Annotated in this window: 17 protein-coding genes; 10 read left to right on the forward strand and 7 right to left on the reverse strand. The window is 61.7% G+C overall.

Annotation, left to right across the window (positions count from 1 at the left end; all coding sequences use genetic code 11):
- Positions 1–25: 25 nt before the first annotated feature.
- The gene (locus LOY22_RS26575; protein WP_045199499.1) at positions 26–934 is read right to left on the reverse strand and encodes a LysR substrate-binding domain-containing protein; all 909 of its coding nucleotides are present in this window, start codon (positions 932–934) and stop codon (positions 26–28) included.
- A 177-nt stretch (positions 935–1,111) separates the two neighbouring features.
- Between LOY22_RS26575 and aspA the strand changes: the two genes are divergently transcribed.
- From aspA to LOY22_RS26605, 6 genes are all read left to right on the forward strand, one after another.
- Entirely contained in the window at positions 1,112–2,536 is a 1,425-nt protein-coding gene (gene aspA / locus LOY22_RS26580; protein WP_045199650.1) for an aspartate ammonia-lyase, read from the forward strand.
- A gap of 221 nt (positions 2,537–2,757) precedes the next feature.
- A complete protein-coding gene (locus LOY22_RS26585; RefSeq protein WP_045199497.1) occupies positions 2,758–4,167 on the forward strand; it encodes a sodium:alanine symporter family protein in 1,410 nt (469 codons plus the stop codon).
- 63 nt (positions 4,168–4,230) lie between these two features.
- Entirely contained in the window at positions 4,231–5,223 is a 993-nt protein-coding gene (locus LOY22_RS26590) for an asparaginase (protein WP_258595539.1), read from the forward strand.
- 60 nt (positions 5,224–5,283) lie between these two features.
- Positions 5,284–6,276 (forward strand): AraC family transcriptional regulator, encoded by a 993-nt coding sequence (locus LOY22_RS26595; RefSeq protein ID WP_045199493.1) that lies wholly within the window; start codon positions 5,284–5,286, stop codon positions 6,274–6,276.
- Between the two features lie 141 nt (positions 6,277–6,417).
- The gene (locus LOY22_RS26600; RefSeq protein ID WP_195885332.1) at positions 6,418–7,464 is read left to right on the forward strand and encodes a histone deacetylase family protein; all 1,047 of its coding nucleotides are present in this window, start codon (positions 6,418–6,420) and stop codon (positions 7,462–7,464) included.
- Positions 7,461–8,561, forward strand: a complete 1,101-nt coding sequence (locus LOY22_RS26605; protein WP_093377915.1) for a polyamine ABC transporter substrate-binding protein — start codon at positions 7,461–7,463, stop codon at positions 8,559–8,561. Before LOY22_RS26600 ends, LOY22_RS26605 begins: the two co-directional genes overlap by 4 nt.
- Before the next feature lie 49 nt (positions 8,562–8,610).
- On the opposite strand, the gene LOY22_RS26610 is transcribed toward LOY22_RS26605, so the two are convergent.
- Positions 8,611–9,051, reverse strand: a complete 441-nt coding sequence (locus LOY22_RS26610; RefSeq protein ID WP_258595541.1) for a hypothetical protein — start codon at positions 9,049–9,051, stop codon at positions 8,611–8,613.
- Between the two features lie 282 nt (positions 9,052–9,333).
- On the reverse strand, positions 9,334–10,872 hold the full coding sequence (locus LOY22_RS26615; RefSeq protein ID WP_258595543.1) for a PLP-dependent aminotransferase family protein: 1,539 nt from the start codon (positions 10,870–10,872) through the stop codon (positions 9,334–9,336).
- 90 nt (positions 10,873–10,962) lie between these two features.
- Between LOY22_RS26615 and LOY22_RS26620 the strand changes: the two genes are divergently transcribed.
- The 3 genes from LOY22_RS26620 to LOY22_RS26630 are packed head-to-tail and all read left to right on the forward strand — an operon-like array spanning position 10,963 to position 12,734.
- Entirely contained in the window at positions 10,963–11,592 is a 630-nt protein-coding gene (locus tag LOY22_RS26620) for an FMN-binding negative transcriptional regulator (protein WP_258595545.1), read from the forward strand.
- Between the two features lie 12 nt (positions 11,593–11,604).
- Positions 11,605–12,051: a GNAT family N-acetyltransferase gene (locus LOY22_RS26625; protein ID WP_093377901.1), complete on the forward strand. Its 447-nt coding sequence runs from the start codon at positions 11,605–11,607 to the stop codon at positions 12,049–12,051.
- 17 nt (positions 12,052–12,068) lie between these two features.
- Positions 12,069–12,734, forward strand: a complete 666-nt coding sequence (locus LOY22_RS26630; protein WP_258595547.1) for a GNAT family N-acetyltransferase — start codon at positions 12,069–12,071, stop codon at positions 12,732–12,734.
- 67 nt (positions 12,735–12,801) lie between these two features.
- Here the strand turns inward: LOY22_RS26630 and oadA are convergent, their stop codons facing one another.
- Together oadA and LOY22_RS26640 are read right to left on the reverse strand one after the other, a co-directional pair.
- Positions 12,802–14,610 (reverse strand): sodium-extruding oxaloacetate decarboxylase subunit alpha, encoded by a 1,809-nt coding sequence (oadA, locus tag LOY22_RS26635; protein WP_045199477.1) that lies wholly within the window; start codon positions 14,608–14,610, stop codon positions 12,802–12,804.
- Positions 14,611–14,711: 101 nt separating this feature from the next.
- On the reverse strand, positions 14,712–16,127 hold the full coding sequence (locus LOY22_RS26640) for an acetyl-CoA carboxylase biotin carboxylase subunit (RefSeq protein ID WP_045199475.1): 1,416 nt from the start codon (positions 16,125–16,127) through the stop codon (positions 14,712–14,714).
- Between the two features lie 203 nt (positions 16,128–16,330).
- Between LOY22_RS26640 and LOY22_RS26645 the strand changes: the two genes are divergently transcribed.
- On the forward strand, positions 16,331–17,278 hold the full coding sequence (locus tag LOY22_RS26645; protein ID WP_162195917.1) for a LysR family transcriptional regulator: 948 nt from the start codon (positions 16,331–16,333) through the stop codon (positions 17,276–17,278).
- Here LOY22_RS26645 and LOY22_RS26650 read toward each other — a convergent pair.
- Both LOY22_RS26650 and hexR read right to left on the reverse strand, forming a co-directional pair.
- Positions 17,220–17,438: a PA3496 family putative envelope integrity protein gene (locus tag LOY22_RS26650; RefSeq protein WP_045199472.1), complete on the reverse strand. Its 219-nt coding sequence runs from the start codon at positions 17,436–17,438 to the stop codon at positions 17,220–17,222. The genes LOY22_RS26645 and LOY22_RS26650 overlap by 59 nt on opposite strands.
- 102 nt (positions 17,439–17,540) lie before the next feature.
- Positions 17,541–18,407, reverse strand: coding sequence for a transcriptional regulator HexR (hexR, locus tag LOY22_RS26655; protein ID WP_038616018.1), 867 nt, complete (start codon positions 18,405–18,407; stop codon positions 17,541–17,543).
- Positions 18,408–18,510: the final 103 nt, after the last annotated feature.

Raw genomic sequence — 18,510 nt, forward strand, 5'->3', positions numbered from 1 at the left:
TTCGGGGCTTTGGCTGACTTTCGGGTCAAGCCGGCGTCGCCGGCCCACCCTCCAGCTTGCGCCACAGCAGGCGCACGTTGGCCTTGCGCACCAGGGCGCAGCGATACAGGCGGATTTCCAGCGGTACGTGCCACTGGCTACCGCCGCAAATCACCAGCTCACCGCGTTCAAGTTCGGCCCGCGCCGACAGCCTCGGCACCCAGGCGATGCCCAGGCCTTCGAGGGCCATGCTCTTGAGGCTGTCGGCCATCGCCGTTTCATAGACAGTGGTAAAGCGCAGGTTGCGCTGGCGCAGCAGCAGATTGACCGAACGCCCAAGGAACGCCCCGGCGCTGTAAGCCAGCAATGGCACACTGCCCTCGCCTTCCAGGTCGAACAGCGGCTTGCCGTCGGCATCGGCGGCGCACACGGGCAGCATTTCAGTGTGGCCCAGGTGCAACGAGGGGAAGATTTCCGCATCCATCTGCAAGGCGGCATCGGGGTCGTAGAACGCCAGCATCAGATCACAACCGCCTTCGCGCAGGGCATGCACAGCGTCGCCGACGTTGGTCGCGACCAAACGCGTGGCGATGTTCAGGCCGTCGTTGCGCAACTGCGCGATCCAGCGCGGAAAGAACCCCAGCGCCAGCGAGTGTGCCGCCGACACCTGGATCACCTCGCCCTGCCCGCCTTCCAGGTGATGCAGATGGCGCAGCACCTCGCCCAGCTGATCGACCACCGTACGCGCCGTCACCAAAAACAATTGCCCCGCCGCCGTCAGCTCGATCGGCGTGCGCGAGCGGTTGACCAGGGTCAGCCCCAATGCCGCTTCCAGGCTGCGAATGCGTCGGCTGAAGGCCGGCTGGGTGACAAAGCGGCGCTCGGCGGCCTGGGAAAAGCTGCGGGTGGCGGCCAGGGCACTGAAATCTTCCAGCCATTTGCTCTCAAGGTTCATGGGCTCTCCAGGCATGCACCAAAATTGAACACGCTCGATCGGCAGTTGGCGTCACATCAACCCGTATGCCGTTTGTGCATAGGTTAGCGTGCAACAGCATTGGCCGCAAAATCGGCGCGGGCCTAGGATTGGCGCCATTCCGGCATGTGCCGGGTCAAAATCGAGATGATATCCATCATGTCCGCTGCTGCATCGTTCCGTGTCGAAAAAGATCTGCTTGGCACCCTCGAAGTTCCTGCCGATGCCTACTACGGTATCCAGACTCTGCGTGCTGCCAACAACTTCCACCTCTCCGGCGTTCCGCTGTCGCACTACCCTAAACTGGTTGTGGCCCTGGCCATGGTCAAACAGGCTGCTGCTGACGCCAACCGCGAGCTGGGTCACCTGAGCGATGCCAAGCACGCTGCCATCAGCGAGGCTTGCGCCCGTCTGATCCGCGGCGACTACCACGAGCAGTTCGTGGTCGACATGATTCAAGGCGGTGCTGGTACTTCTACCAACATGAACGCCAACGAAGTGATCGCCAACATCGCGCTGGAGGCCATGGGCCACCAGAAGGGCGAGTACAAGTACCTGCACCCGAACAACGACGTGAACATGGCGCAGTCGACCAACGACGCCTACCCGACTGCGATCCGCCTGGGTCTGCTGCTGGGTCACGACGCCCTGCTGGCCAGCCTCGACAGCCTGATCCAGGCCTTCGCTGCCAAAGGCCAGGAATTCGACCACGTACTGAAGATGGGCCGTACCCAGCTGCAGGACGCCGTGCCGATGACCCTGGGCCAGGAATTCCGCGCCTTCGCCACCACCATGACCGAAGACCTCAACCGTCTGCGTTCGCTGGCGCCAGAGCTGCTGACTGAAATCAACCTGGGTGGTACCGCCATCGGTACCGGCATCAACGCCGACCCTGGCTACCAGCTCTTGGCCGTTCAGCGCCTGGCCACCATCAGCGGCCAGCCGCTGGTCCCGGCTGCCGACCTGATCGAAGCCACCTCGGACATGGGCGCCTTCGTCCTGTTCTCGGGCATGCTCAAGCGCACCGCGGTCAAGCTGTCGAAGATCTGCAACGACCTGCGCCTGCTGTCCAGCGGCCCACGTACCGGCATCAACGAAATCAACCTGCCAGCGCGTCAGCCAGGCAGCTCGATCATGCCAGGCAAGGTCAACCCGGTAATCCCGGAAGCGGTCAACCAGGTGGCCTTCGCCATCATGGGCAACGACCTGGCCCTGACCGTCGCCGCCGAAGGTGGCCAGCTGCAGCTGAACGTCATGGAGCCGCTGATCGCCTACAAGATCTTCGACTCGATCCGCCTGCTGCAACGCGCCATGGACATGCTGCGCGAGCACTGCATCGTCGGCATCACCGCCAACGAACAGCGCTGCCGTGAACTGGTCGAGCACTCGATCGGCCTGGTCACCGCCCTGAACCCGTACATCGGCTACGAAAACGCCACCCGTATCGCTGCCATCGCCCTGGAAAGTGGCCGTGGCGTGCTGGAGCTGGTACGCGAGGAAGGCCTGCTGGACGAAGAGATGCTCAACGACATCCTGCGTCCGGAAAACATGATTGCTCCGCGTCTGGTGCCGCTCAAGGCGTAACCGATGCTGTAACACGCTCACCAGGTCGAGGGACTAGACACCTCTCACCTTTTGAGGGCCCAGGGATCATTCCCCGGGCCCTTTTTTTATGCCCTTTCAGATGGCATATCCGCCACGCCAAGGCAGACGCGCGGCGCTCGCATCGGTATAGTGCCCGCCCTCTTGCGTGCCAGCCCCCTGGCGCTACACGCAGCAAAGTCATCAAAAGCGAGGAACACTCCATGCTTGAAGTCATCAACGACTTCCTCTCGGGCAAGGTACTGATCGTGCTCATTGTCGGTCTGGGCAGTTACTTCACGATCCGCTCGCGTTTCGTTCAGTTGCGGTACTTCACCCACATGTTCGCGGTGTTTCGCGACAGCCTGCGCAGCAGCAGCGAGCAACTGAGCTCGTTCCAGGCGCTGATGCTCAGCCTGGCCGGCCGGGTCGGTGCCGGTAACATTGCCGGGGTCGGTATCGCCGTGACCCTTGGCGGCCCCGGTGCGGTGTTCTGGATGTGGGTGACCGCGCTGGTCGGCATGTCCAGCAGCTTCATCGAATGCACCCTCGGCCAGCTGTACAAGCGTTGCGACAGCGAAGGCCAGTACCGCGGCGGCCCGTCGTATTACATCGAGCACGGCCTGGGCAAACGCTGGCTGGGCATGGTCATGGCCTTCCTGCTGCTGGTGACCTTCGGTTTCGCCTTCAACGGCCTGCAAGCCCACGCCGTGACCCACTCGCTGAACAACGCCTTCCAGTTCGACACCACCTACACCGGCATCGCCCTGGCGGTGCTGCTGGGCCTGGTGTTCATCGGCGGCATCAAGCGCATCGCCGCCGTTGCCGACCTGCTGGTACCGGTCAAGACCCTGGCCTACATTGCCGTGACCCTGTACGTGATCGTGCTGCAGTTCGACCAGGTGCCGGACATGCTGATGACCATCGTCAAGAGCGCCTTCGGCCTCGATCAGGCCTTCGGTGGCCTGGTTGGCAGCGCCATCATCATGGGCGTCAAACGTGGCGTGTTCGCCAACGAAGCCGGCCTTGGCAGCGCACCCAACGTCGCCGCCGTGGCCGAAGTCGACCACCCGATTGCCCAGGGCGTGGTCCAGGCGTTCTCGGTGTTCCTCGACACCTTCATTATCTGCACCTGCACCGCCTTGCTGATCCTGCTGTCGGGCTTCTACACCCCGGGCTTCGAAGGCGACGGCATTGCCCTGACCCAGAACTCGCTGGCGGCGGTGGTCGGTGACTGGGGGCGGATCTTCATCAGCGTCGCCCTGGCGCTGTTTGTGTTCACCTCGATCCTCTACAACTACTACCTGGGCGAGAGCAACCTGCGCTTTCTGGTCGGCGACAACCGCAAAGCCCTGATCGGCTACCGCGCCCTGGTGTTGCTGCTGATCTTCTGGGGCGCGGTGCAGAACCTGGGCACGGTGTTCGCGTTCGCCGACATCACCATGACCTGCCTGGCCTTCGTCAACCTGATCGCCCTGGCCCTGCTGTTCAAGGTGGCCATGCGCGTACTGCGCGATTACGACGACCAGCGCGCAGCCGGGATAAAAACGCCGGTGTTCGATTCGGCCAAGTTCGCCGACCTCGACCTGGACACCAACGCCTGGCCTGCCAAGGTCGAAGACACCAAGCGCTGACAGCCAGCCCGGTGTTCGCGTACTGTGGTCGGCTTAACCCAAGCCGACCACGGAGACAGGCGAATGGCAATTGCGCAACCGGCCCGCAACATCATGGTGCTGTACACCGGCGGCACCATCGGCATGCAAGCCAGCGCCAACGGCCTGGCTCCGGCGTCCGGCTTCGAACAGCGGATGCGCGCGCAACTGGCCGGCCAGGCCGGCATTCCCACCTGGCAGTTCCGTGAACTGCTGCCGCTGATCGACAGCGCCAACATGACCCCGCAGTACTGGCAGCGCCTGCGTGCGGCGATCATCGACGCCGTCGACAGCCAAGGTTGCGATGCCGTGCTGGTATTGCATGGCACCGATACCCTGGCCTACAGCGCCGCCGCCATGAGCTTCCAGCTGCTGGGCTTGCAGGCCCCAGTGCTGTTCACCGGCTCAATGCTGCCGGCCGGGGTCGCCGACAGCGATGCCTGGGAGAACCTCACCGGCGCATTACAAGCCCTGGCCACCGGCGTCGCGCCGGGTGTGCAGCTGTATTTTCACGGAGAGTTGCTAGCCCCGCACCGTACCGCCAAGGTCCGCAGCTTTGGCCGGCATCCGTTCGTTACCCTCAAGCGCTTTGCCGGCGCTGACGCAACGATGCCCGGGCCTGCAGCGCTCGATTATCGCCAGCCCAAGCAAGTCGCCAATGTCGCCGTTCTGCCTCTGGTGCCGGGGATCGGCGCGCCAATGGTGCAGGCCGCGCTCGCCAGCGGTGCCCAGGGCTTGATCCTGGAATGCTTTGGCAGTGGCACCGGCCCCTCCGACAACCCCGACTTTCTCGCCGCTCTGGGCGAGGCTCAGGCAAGCGGTATGGTCGTGGTCGCCATCACCCAGTGCCATGAAGGCGGGGTCGAACTGGATGTCTATGAGGCCGGCAGCCGCTTGCGTCAGGCCGGCGTGCTGTCGGGTGGCGGCATGACCCGCGAAGCGTTGCTTGGCAAGTTGCAGTTGCTGCTGGGCAGCGGCTTGCCGGTTGGCGAGGTAAGGCACCTGGTGGAGCAGGACCTTTGCGGGGAATTGCTGTAAGCGGCTCAAGGCATACAAATTGCTCGATTTGCTCGGCCAACCTGTCGAAAGAAGCCGAGCATGCTCCATTCACACCTCACCACCCTCAACGCTGTGTCGCTGGTTCTGCAAGCCTTTCAAGGCCAGGGCCCCGGCGCTGAAGCGCTGCTGGCCGGCAGCGGCATCAGCCCGGCAGACCTGGGCCGCGCCGACTCGCGCATCACCACCCGCCAAGAGATGCTGGTGTGTGCCAATGCGGTGGCCCGACGCCGCGAAGTAGGCCTGGAGCTGGGCCGGCGCATGCATGTTTCCTGCTACGGCATGCTCGGTTACGCCCTGCTCTCCAGTGCCACCTTAGGTGACGCTTTGCGCCTGGCGATGCAGTACCCGGCGCTACTGGGAACACTTTTTCAGCTGCGTCTGGTCGAGGATGGCGAGCGGGTCTGGTTCAGCGCCAGCGATTATCGCGAAGACCCGCAATTGGCTGCATTCAACGCCGAGTTCTGTCTGACCTCGCTGAAAGTCATCTGCGACGACCTGCTTGGCCAGCCATTGCCGCTGACGGCTGCACGCTTCGCCCACCCAATGCCGGATTACCATGCACTGTACGGCGACAGCTTTGCCTGCCCATTGCGATTCGAGGCCACCGACAATGCCTTCGCCTTCGCCCGCACATGGCTGGACCAGCCCCTGCCGCTGGCCGACCAGATCACTCACCAGGCCATGAGCGAGCGCTGCCGGCGGCTTAACCTGGAGTTCACCGGCCGCCAGGCCTGGCTCGGGCGGATCCGCCAACTGCTGCTCGAACAACTCGATGCGGCGCCCGGCCTCGAGGGCCTGGCGCGGCAAATGAACTGCTCGTCGCGCACCTTGCGCCGGCACCTGCAGGAGCTGGGCAGCAGTTATCAACAGCTGCTCGATGAACTGCGTTTCGAGCGCGCCAAGCAACTGTTGGCCGAAGATCAGTTGCCCATCTACCGCATCGCCGAACTACTCGGCTTCAGCGAGACCGCCAGCTTTCGCCACGCCTTCATGCGCTGGAGCGGGGTGGCGCCGAGTCACTTCCGCGCCTGAACATCGCGCTTGCACCGCCGGGGGGCGAAATCCGGACAGTCAGGTTGGCCATATCGATCCCCTTTTGGCCGTTTCCGTCGTTCTGCAGCAGGCCCGTGCCACCAACAATGGAGCGACGCCAGTGACCCGGAGAACAACAACATGCTGACGATCTATTCCGATGACCACCGCCTGCACCACGGCCGCTGCGAGCTGATCGACGGGCAACTGATGCCCTGCTTCGAAATGCCCTCGCGCGCCGACCATGTCCTGGATCGGGTAAAGACCCGTGAACTGGGGGCCATCAAGGGCCCTGCCGATTTTGGCCGCGCGCCCTTGCTGCGGGTGCACAGCGCCGATTACCTGAATTTCTTCGAAGGCGCCTGGCAGCGCTGGACCCAACTGGGCCACGAAGGCGACCTGCTGCCCTTCACCTGGCCGGCGCGCACCCTGCGCAGCGTCAAACCCAGCGGCCTGCATGGCGAGCTTGGCTACTACAGCTTCGACGCTGGCGCGCCCATCACCGCGGGTACCTGGCAAGCGGCCTACAGCGCCGCACAAGTAGCCCTTACCGCCCAGGCGGCAATCCAGACCGGCGCCCACAGCGCCTTCGCCCTCTGCCGGCCACCCGGGCACCACGCCGCCAGCGACGTCATGGGGGGTTATTGCTACCTGAACAACGCCGCCATCGCCGCCCAGGCGTTCCTCGACCAGGGCCGGCGCAAGGTGGCTATCCTCGATGTCGACTACCACCACGGCAACGGCACCCAGGAAATCTTCTACCAGCGCAGCGATGTGTTCTTCGCCTCGATCCATGGTGATCCGCAGGCCGAATTCCCGTTCTTTCTCGGCTATGCCGACGAGCGCGGCGAAGGCGAGGGTCTGGGCTACAACGTCAACTACCCGCTGCCAGCCGGGAGTGACTGGCCGACCTGGAGCAAGGCCCTGGACGAGGCCTGTGAGCGCATAGCCGCCTACGGCCCGGACGTGCTGGTAATTTCCTTGGGCGTGGATACCTTCAAGGACGATCCGATTTCCCAGTTCAAGCTCGACAGCCCCGACTACCTGCAGATGGGCGAACGCATTGCCCGCCTCGGCAAGCCGACGCTGTTCGTCATGGAAGGCGGTTATGCGGTCGAGGAAATCGGCATCAACGCGGTGAACGTACTCGAAGGTTTCGAACGCGCCCAACAGGAAGCTCAAGCATGACCCGACTCCAGCGCCTGCTCGCCCCGCTGCTGTGCAGCACCCTGCTCGCCGGTAGCCTGCAAGCTGCCGAACAACGCACCCTGCGGGTCTACAACTGGTTCGACTACATCACCCCGCAAACCCTGGTGGACTTCCAGAAAGACAGCCAGGTCAAACTCATCTACGACATCTTCGACACCAACGAAGCCCTGGAAGCCAAGCTGTTGACCGGCAACTCCGGCTACGACGTGGTGGTGCCGTCCAACGTGTTCCTGGCCAAGCAGATCGAAGCCGGGGTATTCCAGCCCCTGGACCGCAGCAAGTTGCCGAACTGGCAGCACCTGGACCCGAAGCTGATGAAGCTGATCGAGGCCAACGACCCCGGCAACCAGTTCGCCGTGCCCTACATGTACGGCACCGTGCTGATCGGCTTCAACCCGGCCAAGGTCAAGGCGGCGCTGGGCGACAACGCCCCGGTCGACAGCTGGGACCTGATCTTCAAGGAGGAGAACATCGCCAAGCTCAAGCAGTGCGGCGTGGCCTTGCTTGATTCACCCTCTGAAATCCTGCCACTGGCCCTGCAGTACCTCGGCCTGCCACCGAACAGCACGAAACCTGCTGATTACAAAAAGGCCGAAGAGCTACTGTTGAAAATCCGCCCGCACGTCACCTACTTCCATTCCTCCAAATACATGGCGGATATTGCCAATGGCGACATCTGCGTAGCGGTCGGCTACTCCGGCAGCTTCTCCCAGGCCGCCAACCGCGCCAGCGAGGCGAAGAACGGCGTGGTCGTCGACATGCGTCTGCCCAAGGAAGGTGCGCCAATCTGGTTCGACATGCTGGCAATCCCCAAAGGCGCGGCCAACCCGGAAGATGCCTACACCTTCATCAACTACCTGCTGCAGCCAAAGGTGATCGCGCCCATCAGCGACTTTGTCGGTTACCCCAACCCGAACAAGGACGCCACCGAACGGGTTGCCCCGGCCATCCGCAATAACCCCAATCTGTACCCCACCGAAGAAGCCATGGCCAAGCTTTATACCCTGCAACCGCTGCCGCGGGATGCCGAGCGCGCACGCACCCGCGCCTGGAGCAAGATAAAGTCCGGCAAATAACCGCAATACCTCCCGCCAACAATGGCGGGAGGTATGTCGAACCTATCCGTCAGGACAATTCGACAGTTTGACCGACCTTGAAACAGGCTTCGGTAATCGCCTTGTACGGCGAACTTTCGACCAGTGTTGCATTGAACTGCCCGGAAAATTCGGTATTTGCCGCACTCGACATGGCGATACAGCCCGTCTCTGCGGAGTATTCGTTATTACCCTCAGGGTTCTCGACGACATAACCGATGGTAACTTCTCCTTCAAGCGTTACATCATATTCGCCGGCCGCCAGGTAATCATCGGCTGCCACCGTGATGTAGCGGCGCTCACTACCTTCATCAATCAACCCGACGACAATTCTTACACCGAAGCTGTGGAAGCCACGGACGTCTGTTGCAACGAAGGGCTCACCATCGATCACCGCAGTGAAACTATCACCTGCAGGTATCGAAAAATTTCGTTTTCCAGGCTTGCTGAATTCCTTCAAGGCCGCTTTCATGCAGTGTTTATGGGATTCTTTCATTATTGACCCTATATACAGAGCAAAAACCATCAGGCGAGCTAACACGCCGCGCCACCAATAAAAGTGTGACTAATGATTTTCGAATTAAATGACGTAACAATCTTGAACTGAAATAGCACAGGCTTACCCTGAGCCCATGAAAGTTCTACCACGTGAGAAGGCAACGTCAATCAAGTTAAAAATTTAACTTGTAACCTAAAAATTTAGCCCAACAGGTATGTAACACCTGCCCAGCGAATGAACTCACTGTAAATCCCTTCAGCTCTTTGAGTGGCCCCAAACTTCAGCCAAATGCCGCACTGCGACCTCAATTGCAGCTTCCGGGACAGCGGCAAACCCCAGAACCAGCCCAGCATGCTCATCCTCCGGCGTATCCGAGCCTGGCAGCCAGAAATCACTCAAGCCGTTAATCTCGACGCCAACGCTTTCGGCTTGCCCGATCAACGCACGTTCGCGCGCAAGCGAATCCACCCGCACTGCCACATGTAGACCTGCAGCTACATGTGGCAGCGGGCCGATGCCGCTGATGCCCTGTGGCCATCCTGCCACCAACGTATTTCTTCGGCTGAGCGCCGCTTTGCGCATGCGCCGGATATGCCGTTGAAAATGCCCCTGGGCCATGAACTGCGCCATCACTGCCTGAGTGCCTATTTCAGAGTGGCGCACGGCCAGCGCACGGCAGCGGGAAAACACCTGCACCAGCTGCCTGGGCAGCACCAGGTAACCCAGGCGCAGCGCCGGAAAGGCTATCTTGCCGAAGGTGCCGACATACAACACCCGCCCACTGCGATCCAGCGCCGCCAGAGGCGCTAGCGGGTCGCCGCTGTAGCGGTACTCACCGTCGTAGTCATCTTCGATGATCCAGCCGTCCTTGCGCTCGGCCCAGGCCAGCAACTGCAGACGACGGGCCAGGCTCATGGTGACGCCGGTCGGATACTGGTGCGATGGCGTCACATAGCTGAGGCGACAATGTTCCACGGCATTGAGCGCAGCGCAGTCCAGGCCCTCATCGTCGACCGCCACGCCTTGCACTTTTGCCCCGGTCAAGGCGAAGGCGTTTCCAGCAGCGCGGTAACCGGGGTTTTCCACAGCCACCACTTCGCCAGGCTCCAATAACAGCTGTGCACAAAGGCTGATGGCCTGCTGTGCGCCACTGGTGATCACAATTTGTTCAGCCGTGCAGGAAAGTCCGCGAGATCGACGCAAATAGGTCGCGATCAATTGACGAAGTTGCGGCTCTCCAGCCGGATCGCCATAGCCCAAAGCAGCGCGATCGGGGTTGCGCCAGAAACCCGCCTGGAGCTTGGCCCAGACGTCGAACGGGAACAAATCGAACGCCGGCAAACCGACGCGAAAAGCCCGTGGCGGACCACTTTTCGGTGGCGGTAAATGGTGGCTTTCCAGACGGTTGCAAGGACCATTGTGGATAAGTTTGCTGGATGAATCCACAGTGTTATTTGCTGTTTTTGTGGATAACCCTGTGGAAAAACCCAGGGATAACCCTGTGGATACTTTTGTGGATAGTTTTGGCAGCTGGCTGACATAGGTGCCATCGCCGACCCGGCTTTCGATATAGCCTTCAGCGTACAACTGGTCGTAGGCACGCACCACGCTGTTGCGCGACAACGACAGCGCCGCAGCCATATCACGGCTGGCCGGCAAGCGCGTGCCACTGCTCAGGCGACCGTCCAGCACGCGCATGCGAAGCGCCTGGTAAAGCTGGCGGCTGAGCCCCTGGCGGCGATCAAGGACGATACCAGTCGGGTCGAACGGCAAGGTGAAGGGGCGCTCGCTCATGACAATGGACCTATAAAATTAGCTGGAAATGGCTCTTACCTTAGTCCAATAGCCTGCCTAGGATTGAGCCATTCGCCAAGGACAATCCACATGTTCACACCTTCGAGCTACAAGGAAACCGACCTCGAGCGTCTGCACCAGCAGATCGAGCAAACGCGCCTGGCCGTATTGGTCACCCACGGTGAACAGGGCTTGCAGGCCAGTCACCTGCCGCTGCTGCTGGATCGCAAACAGGGCAGCAACGGCACCCTGTACGGCCACTTCGCCCGCGCCAACAAGCAATGGCAGGATCTGGCCAACGGCGCCGAGGCGCTGCTGGTGTTTGCCGGCCCGGATGCGTATGTCAGCGCCGGCTACTACCCCAGCAAGGTCGACGATCCGCGCACGGTTCCGACCTGGAACTACGTGGCTGTGCACGCCTGGGGCAAGGCTGAGGTTTTCCATGACGCCGAGCGTCTGCTGGAGATCGTCCGCCGCCTGAGTGATCACCACGAACAACGCCAGGCCAAACCCTGGTCGGTGGACGAAGCGCCTGCCGACTACATGGCCGGCATGCTCAAGACAATCGTCGGCTTCGCCCTGCCCATCGAGCGCCTGCAAGGCACACGCAAACTCAGCCAGAACCGTTCGGCCATCGACATCGAAGGCGTGCGCACCGGCCTGGCCAACAGCAGCGATCCTCTGGACAACCAATTGGCAGCCCTGATGGGCCAACCTTGAAGGAACACACCTATGCCTAACGTCACCATCCGCCCTGTCACCGCCGACGATCACAGCGCCTGGCTACCGCTATGGCAGGCCTATCAACAATTCTACGAAACCCGTATCGATGACGAGGTCAGCGCCGTGGCTTGGGCGCGCATGCTCGACCCGGCCGAGCCGACCAACGCCGCCCTGGCCTGGGTCGACGGCAAGGCACTGGGCATGGTCCACTGGATCTATCACCGCTCCAACTGGAGCATCGAGAACTCCTGCTACCTGCAGGACCTCTACGTGCAAAGTGAGCAACGCGGCCTGGGTATCGGCCGCCAGCTGATCGAATACGTCTACGCTACGGCAAAGGCGGCAGGTTGCGCCAAGGTGCACTGGTTGACCCACGAAACCAACGCCACGGCCATCAGCCTGTACGAGCAGGTCGCCGAGCGGCCCGGCTTCATCCAGTTTCGCAAACCGCTGTAAGCCAGAGGAGCCACCCCATGAGCAGCCCATTGCACTGGCATCCGGCCAAGCGCCCGCAACCTGCAACATTGACCGGGCGCTTCGTGCGCCTGGAAAAACTCGACCCCAAGCGCGACACCGAAGACCTCTGGGAAGTGTTCCAGGGCTCCCAGGCCGACCGCACACTGTGGGACTACCTGGCCTACGGTCCGTTCACCGAGCGCGAAGACTTCGATCACTGGCTTGACACCAATGCCGCCAGCAGCGATCCGCTGTTCTACAGTGTCATTGACCTGGCCAGCGGCCAGACCCAGGGCATCCTCAGCCTGATGTCGATCGTGCCCGAACAGGGCCGCATCGAGATTGGCCATATCGCCTTTGGTGCTGCCATGCAGCGCACACCTAAAGGCACCGAAGCGGTGTACCTGCTTGGCAAACTGGCGTTCGAGCTGGGCAACCGCCGCCTGGAATGGAAATGCAACAACGACAACGCCCGCTCCAAGCGCGCCGCGCTGCGCTTTGGCTTCACCTTCGAGGGGGTGTTTCGCAAGCACATGGTGATCAAGGACCGAAACCGCGACACCGCCTGGTTCTCGATTACCGATGATGAATGGCCGGCGATTGCGGCGGGGTTCGAACGTTGGTTGGCGGCAGATAACCAGCGGCCCGAGGGACAGCTACAGACCTTGGAGGCGTGCCGGTAGGAGCAGGCAAAAAAAGGGAGGCATACGCCCCCCAGAGGTTAACCGCTTGTAGATGAGGGCCTGAAAATCAGCCCTCGATCTCGATCAGGATCTCGCCCGGGTTGACCCGGTCGCCCTTGGCCACGTGAATGGCGGTGACCTTGCCGGCGATTGCCGCCTGCACCTCGGTCTCCATCTTCATCGCCTCGGTGATCAGCACCGGCTGGCCGGCCTTGACCGTATCGCCTTCCTTGACCAGCACATCGACGATATTGCCCGGCATGGTGGTACTGACATGGCCAGGGGCGCTGGCCTGCTTGCGTTTGCTGCTGCCACCGCCGACAAATTCGTTGAGCGGCTCGAACACCACTTCTTCCGGCATGCCGTCGATGGACAGGTAGAAGTGACGCTTGCCTTCGGCCTTGACGCCGACACCGGTGATATCCACCCGGTAGGTCTCGCCGTGCACGTCGATGACGAATTCGGTCGGCACGCCTTCGCCGCCGGCCGAGGCCACGGCGCCGGCTTCCGGAATCGGCAGCAGCACTTCAGGGGTCAGGGTGCCGGCCTCACGCTCTTCGAGGAACTTGCGCCCGATGTCCGGGAACATGGCGTAGGTCAGTACGTCTTCTTCCGACTTGGCCAGGGCGCCGATGTCGTTGCGCAGCTTGGCCATTTCCGGCTTGAGCAAATCGGCCGGGCGCACGTCGATGACTTCTTCGCTACCGATGGCCTGGCGCCGCAGATTTTCGTCGACCACACCCGGAGCCTTGCCGTAACCGCCTTGCAGGTACAGCTTCACCTCGTTGGTGATGGTCTTGTAGCGCTCGCCGGCGAGCACGTTGAAGAACGCCTGGGTACCGACGATCTGCGAGGTCGGGGTCACCAGCGGCGGGAAGCCGAGGTCTTCGCGCACCCGCGGGATTTCCGCCAGCACTTCGTTCATGCGGTTGAGCGCGCCCTGCTCCTTGAGCTGGTTGGCCAGGTTGGAAATCATCCCGCCCGGTACCTGATTGACTTGCACGCGGGTGTCGACGGCGGTGAATTCGCTTTCGAACTGGTGGTACTTCTTGCGCACGGCATAGAAGTACAGGCCGATTTCCTGCAGCAATTCCAGGCTCAGGCCGGTGTCGAACTCGCTGCCCTTGAGGGCCGCGACCATCGACTCGGTGCCCGGGTGGCTAGTGCCCCAGGCGAAGCTGGAGATGGCGGTGTCGATATGGTCGGCGCCGTTCTCGATCGCCTTGAGCTGGCACATGGCAGCCAGGCCGGCGGTGTCGTGGGAATGGACGAACACCGGCAGCGACTGCTCGGCCTTCAGCGCCTTGACCAGCTCGCCGGTGGCGAAGGGAGTCAGCAGGCCGGCCATGTCCTTAATGGCCACCGAGTCGCAACCCATGGCTTCCATCTGCTTGGCCTGGGCGACGAAGGCGTCGATGGTGTGTACCGGGCTGGTGGTGTAGGCAATAGTGCCCTGGGCGTGCTTGCCAGCGGCCTTGACCGCTTCGATGGCCACGCGCAGGTTACGCACATCGTTCATGGCGTCGAAGATGCGGAACACGTCAATGCCGTTGACCGCCGCCTTGGCGACGAAGGCTTTGACCACGTCATCGCTGTAGTGGCGATAGCCCAGCAGGTTCTGCCCGCGCAGGAGCATCTGCAGGCGGGTGTTGGGCAGTGCCGCACGCAGTTTGCGCAGGCGCTCCCACGGGTCTTCCTTGAGGAAGCGCACGCAGGCGTCGAAGGTCGCCCCGCCCCAGACTTCCAGCGACCAGTAGCCGACCTTGTCGAGCTTGTCGCAGATCGGCAGCATGTCTTCGGTACGCATGCGGGTGGCCAGCAGGGACTGGTGGGCGTCGCGCAGGATTGTGTCAGTGACAAAGATCTTCTTGGACATTCTTATCTCCTCATAGCGGCAAGCTTCAAGCTACAAGCCGCAAGAAAAAGCCGATCGGCTCTGACTTGTCGCTTGCAGCTAACAACTTGCAGCTGGCTTATTCATAAGCCCGCATGTGCGGCGATGGCGGCGGCGATGGCCAGGGCCAGCTCTTCGGGTTTGCGCTTGATCGAGTAGTTGGTCAGTTCCGGATGGCTTTCAACGAAGCTGGTATTGAACTGACCACTGCGAAATTCCGGATTGCGCAGGATTTCCTGGTAATAGGCAGCCGTGGTCTTCACCCCCTGCACACGCATGTCGTCCAGGGCCCGCAGACCGCGGTCCATGGCTTCTTCCCAGGTCAGCGCCCAGACCACCAGTTTCAGGCACATCGAGTCGTAGAACGGTGGAATGGTGTAGCCGGTATAGATCGCCGTGTCGGTGCGCACGCCGGGGCCGCCGGGGGCGTAGTAACGGGTGATCTTGCCGAAGCTGGGCAGGAAGTTGTTCTTCGGGTCTTCGGCGTTGATCCGGAACTGCAGGGCAAAGCCGCGGTGCTGGATGTCTTCCTGCTTGACCGACAGCGGCAGGCCGGAGGCAATACGGATCTGCTCGCGAACAATGTCGATACCGGTGATTTCTTCGGTGATGGTGTGTTCCACCTGCACCCGGGTGTTCATCTCCATGAAGTACACTTCGCCATCGGCGAGCAGGAACTCCACGGTACCGGCGTTCTCGTAGCCCACGGCCTTGGCCGCGCGCACCGACAGGTCGCCGATATAGGCACGCTGTTCAGGGGTCAGTTGCGGGCTTGGGGCAATTTCAATGAGCTTCTGGTTGCGGCGCTGGATCGAGCAGTCGCGCTCGAACAGGTGGACGACGTTACCGAAGCTGTCACCGAGGATTTGCGCCTCGATGTGTTTCGGGTTGACGATGCATTTCTCCAGGAACACTTCCGCAGAACCGAAGGCCTTGGTCGCTTCGGAGATTACCCGCGGGAAGGCTTGCTCCAGCTCTTCACGGCTGTTGCAGCGGCGAATACCGCGGCCGCCACCGCCGGAAGTGGCCTTGAGCATCACCGGGTAACCGATGCGGTCGCCTTCGAGCAGCGCTTCGTGGATATCGGCGACGTTGCCTTCAGTGCCCGGGGTCACCGGCACACCGGCCTTGATCATGCTGCGGCGGGCTTCGGTCTTGTCACCCATGCGGCGAATGACTTCAGCCGCCGGGCCTATGAATTTGATACCGCGTTCGGCACAGATGTCCGCAAGTTCAGCGTTCTCAGACAGAAAACCATAACCGGGATGCAGCGCATCACAACCGGTTTCCACGGCCAGGTTCACCAGCTTGCGCGGGTTCAGGTAGCCGGCCAGGGGCTCGGCACCAATGCTGTGGGCCTCGTCGGCACGTTTGACGTGCAAGGCATGGCGGTCGGCGTCGGAGTAGATCGCCACGGAACGGATGCCCATCTCGGCGCAGGCACGCACGATTCGAACAGCAATTTCACCGCGGTTGGCGATCAGGATCTTTTTTATCACTGGAGTATTCCCAAGGCCGCTAGAACAAACGAGCCGGCAACGCCGGTCGGCGCGTGACCAATCGTCGCTGGCCAGTCGCATCTTTACCCTAGCGCTGTCTCTGGATAAACAAAAATCAATATTTATTAGGGTGTGCATAAGCAAAAGCTTATAGTGCTGTTACAAGGTTTTGCCGGGGCTTGAGAGAAATGCGTAAGTCATTGATGCGTATGACATTGCGTCAACTTCAGATCTTCAATGAGGTCTGTGATTTGCGTTCCTACAGCAGGGCAGCCGAGGAGATGAACCTGACGCAACCCGCCGTTAGTCTACAGATCCGCCAATTGGAAGAACTGGTCGGCCAGCCGCTGTTCGAGTATGTCGGCAAGAAGCTCTACCTGACCGAAGCCGCTGAAGCGCTGCAACGCGCCAGCCGCGATATCTTCGGGCGCCTGGAGAGCCTCGACATGCAGCTCTCCGACATGCAGGGCTCGCTGCAGGGGCAATTGAAGCTGGCGGTCGAATCCAGCGCCAAGTACTTCGTCCCGCATCTGTTCGCGGCCTTCAAGCGTTTGCACCCCGAGGTCAATCTTACCCTCACGGTGGTCAACCGCGCCCAGGCCATACGTCGCCTCTCGGACAACCGTGATGACCTGATCATTATGTCCATGGTGCCCCAGGACATGGGCCTGGAGTTCCTGCCGTTCCTCAACAATCCGATCGTTGCCGTGGCGCCGCCCGATCATCCGCTGTGCAAGCTCGACAGCCTGCGTTTGCAAGACCTTGAGCCGCACACGCTATTGGTACGCGAACAGGGCTCGGGCACACGCAAGGCTTGCGAAGAGTACTTCAAGGAAAAGCGCGTGCACTTCACTCAGACGCTGGAAGTGGCCTCGGCCGATGCCCAGCGCGAGTGCGTGATTGCCGGCCTGGGCATCGCCCTGCTGACCCGCCATGCATTGAACCTGGAACTGGCCACCGGCGTGCTGCGCGAGCTGCCGGTCGAAGAGCTGCCGCTGTACCGCAGCTGGTGTGTGGTGCAGTCCAAGGCCAAGCGGCAATCGCCGGTGGCCCTGGCCTTTCTAGCGTTCATTCGCAGCGAACGTGCACAGATCAGCGGGCTTGTTGAGCGTTTCTCGGGGATTCTGCCGCCGATACCTGCCACACGCTGACGGCCTGCAAGTCGGGGTAGTCGGTGATGTCCTGCAGCAGACGGCGCTGCTCGGAGTAGCTTTCGATCGCGCGGCGAAACTCCATGCGGCGCTGGTCTTTTTCCTGCTGTTTGCGGGATTTGGCGTTGGGTTGGTACGAGCCATCGAATTCACGAGCCATTGCATATCTCCCTTATCGAGTGCGGGAGCTTCAGCCTGACGTCGTGGCATTACGGTTTGGCGGCGGGCCAATGACAAATCAATGAACCCGCGCCTACAGGTCTCAGTCGTCCATCGCCTTGATCGACTTGGGCGACAGGCGCAGGCTGCGCAAGCTGCGCTTGACGCTCTTGAGGTGGTTGACCAGGCTCGGCCCGCGGGCCATGGCCACGCCCATGGCCAGCACGTCGATCACCACCAGGTGGGCAATGCGCGAGGTCAGCGGGGTGTAGATTTCGGTGTCTTCGTGCACATCGATGGCCAGGTTGACGGTCGACAGCTCCGCCAACGGCGTCTGGCTCGGGCACAGGGTGATCAGCGTGGCGCCGCTTTCACGCACCAGGTTGGCGGTGATCAGCAGGTCTTTGGAGCGCCCCGACTGGGAAATGCAGATGGCCACATCGCCCGGCTTGAGGGTGACCGCAGACATCGCCTGCATGTGCGGGTCGGAATACGCCGCCGCCGTCAGCAACAGGCGGAAGAACTTGTGCTGGGCATCGGCCGCTACCGCGCCGGAGGCACCAAAACCGTAGAACTCGACACGCTGGGCCTGGGCCATGGCGGATACCGCACGCTGCAAAGCCTGTGGATCGAGGTGCTCGCGCACTTCCATCAGGGTGTGCAGGGTGGTGTCGAAGATCTTCAGGCTGTAGTCGGCAACCGAGTCGTCTTCGTGAATGGCGAACTGGCCGAAACTCGCGCCCGCCGCCAGGCTCTGGGCCAGCTTGAGCTTGAGGTCCTGGAAACCGGAACAACCGATCGCACGGCAAAAACGCACGATGGTCGGCTCGCTGATGCCGACGCTGTGGGCAAGGTCGGCCATGGAGCTATGCATGACGGCCGCTGGATCAAGCAGCACGTGATCGGCAACCTTGAGTTCCGATTTGCGTAGCAGATGGCGCGACTGGGCGATGTGTTGCAACAGATTCAAGGGCAGGACTCGGTTATGATCGACTGACCGGGTTGTAGCTTTCTTGTAGTTATACTACATGACCGGCGACCCGCCCAGCTAAACGAACTAGGAGAGTGGTGGT

The organism is Pseudomonas sp. B21-035, from assembly GCF_024748945.1.
Lineage (GTDB): Bacteria > Pseudomonadota > Gammaproteobacteria > Pseudomonadales > Pseudomonadaceae > Aquipseudomonas.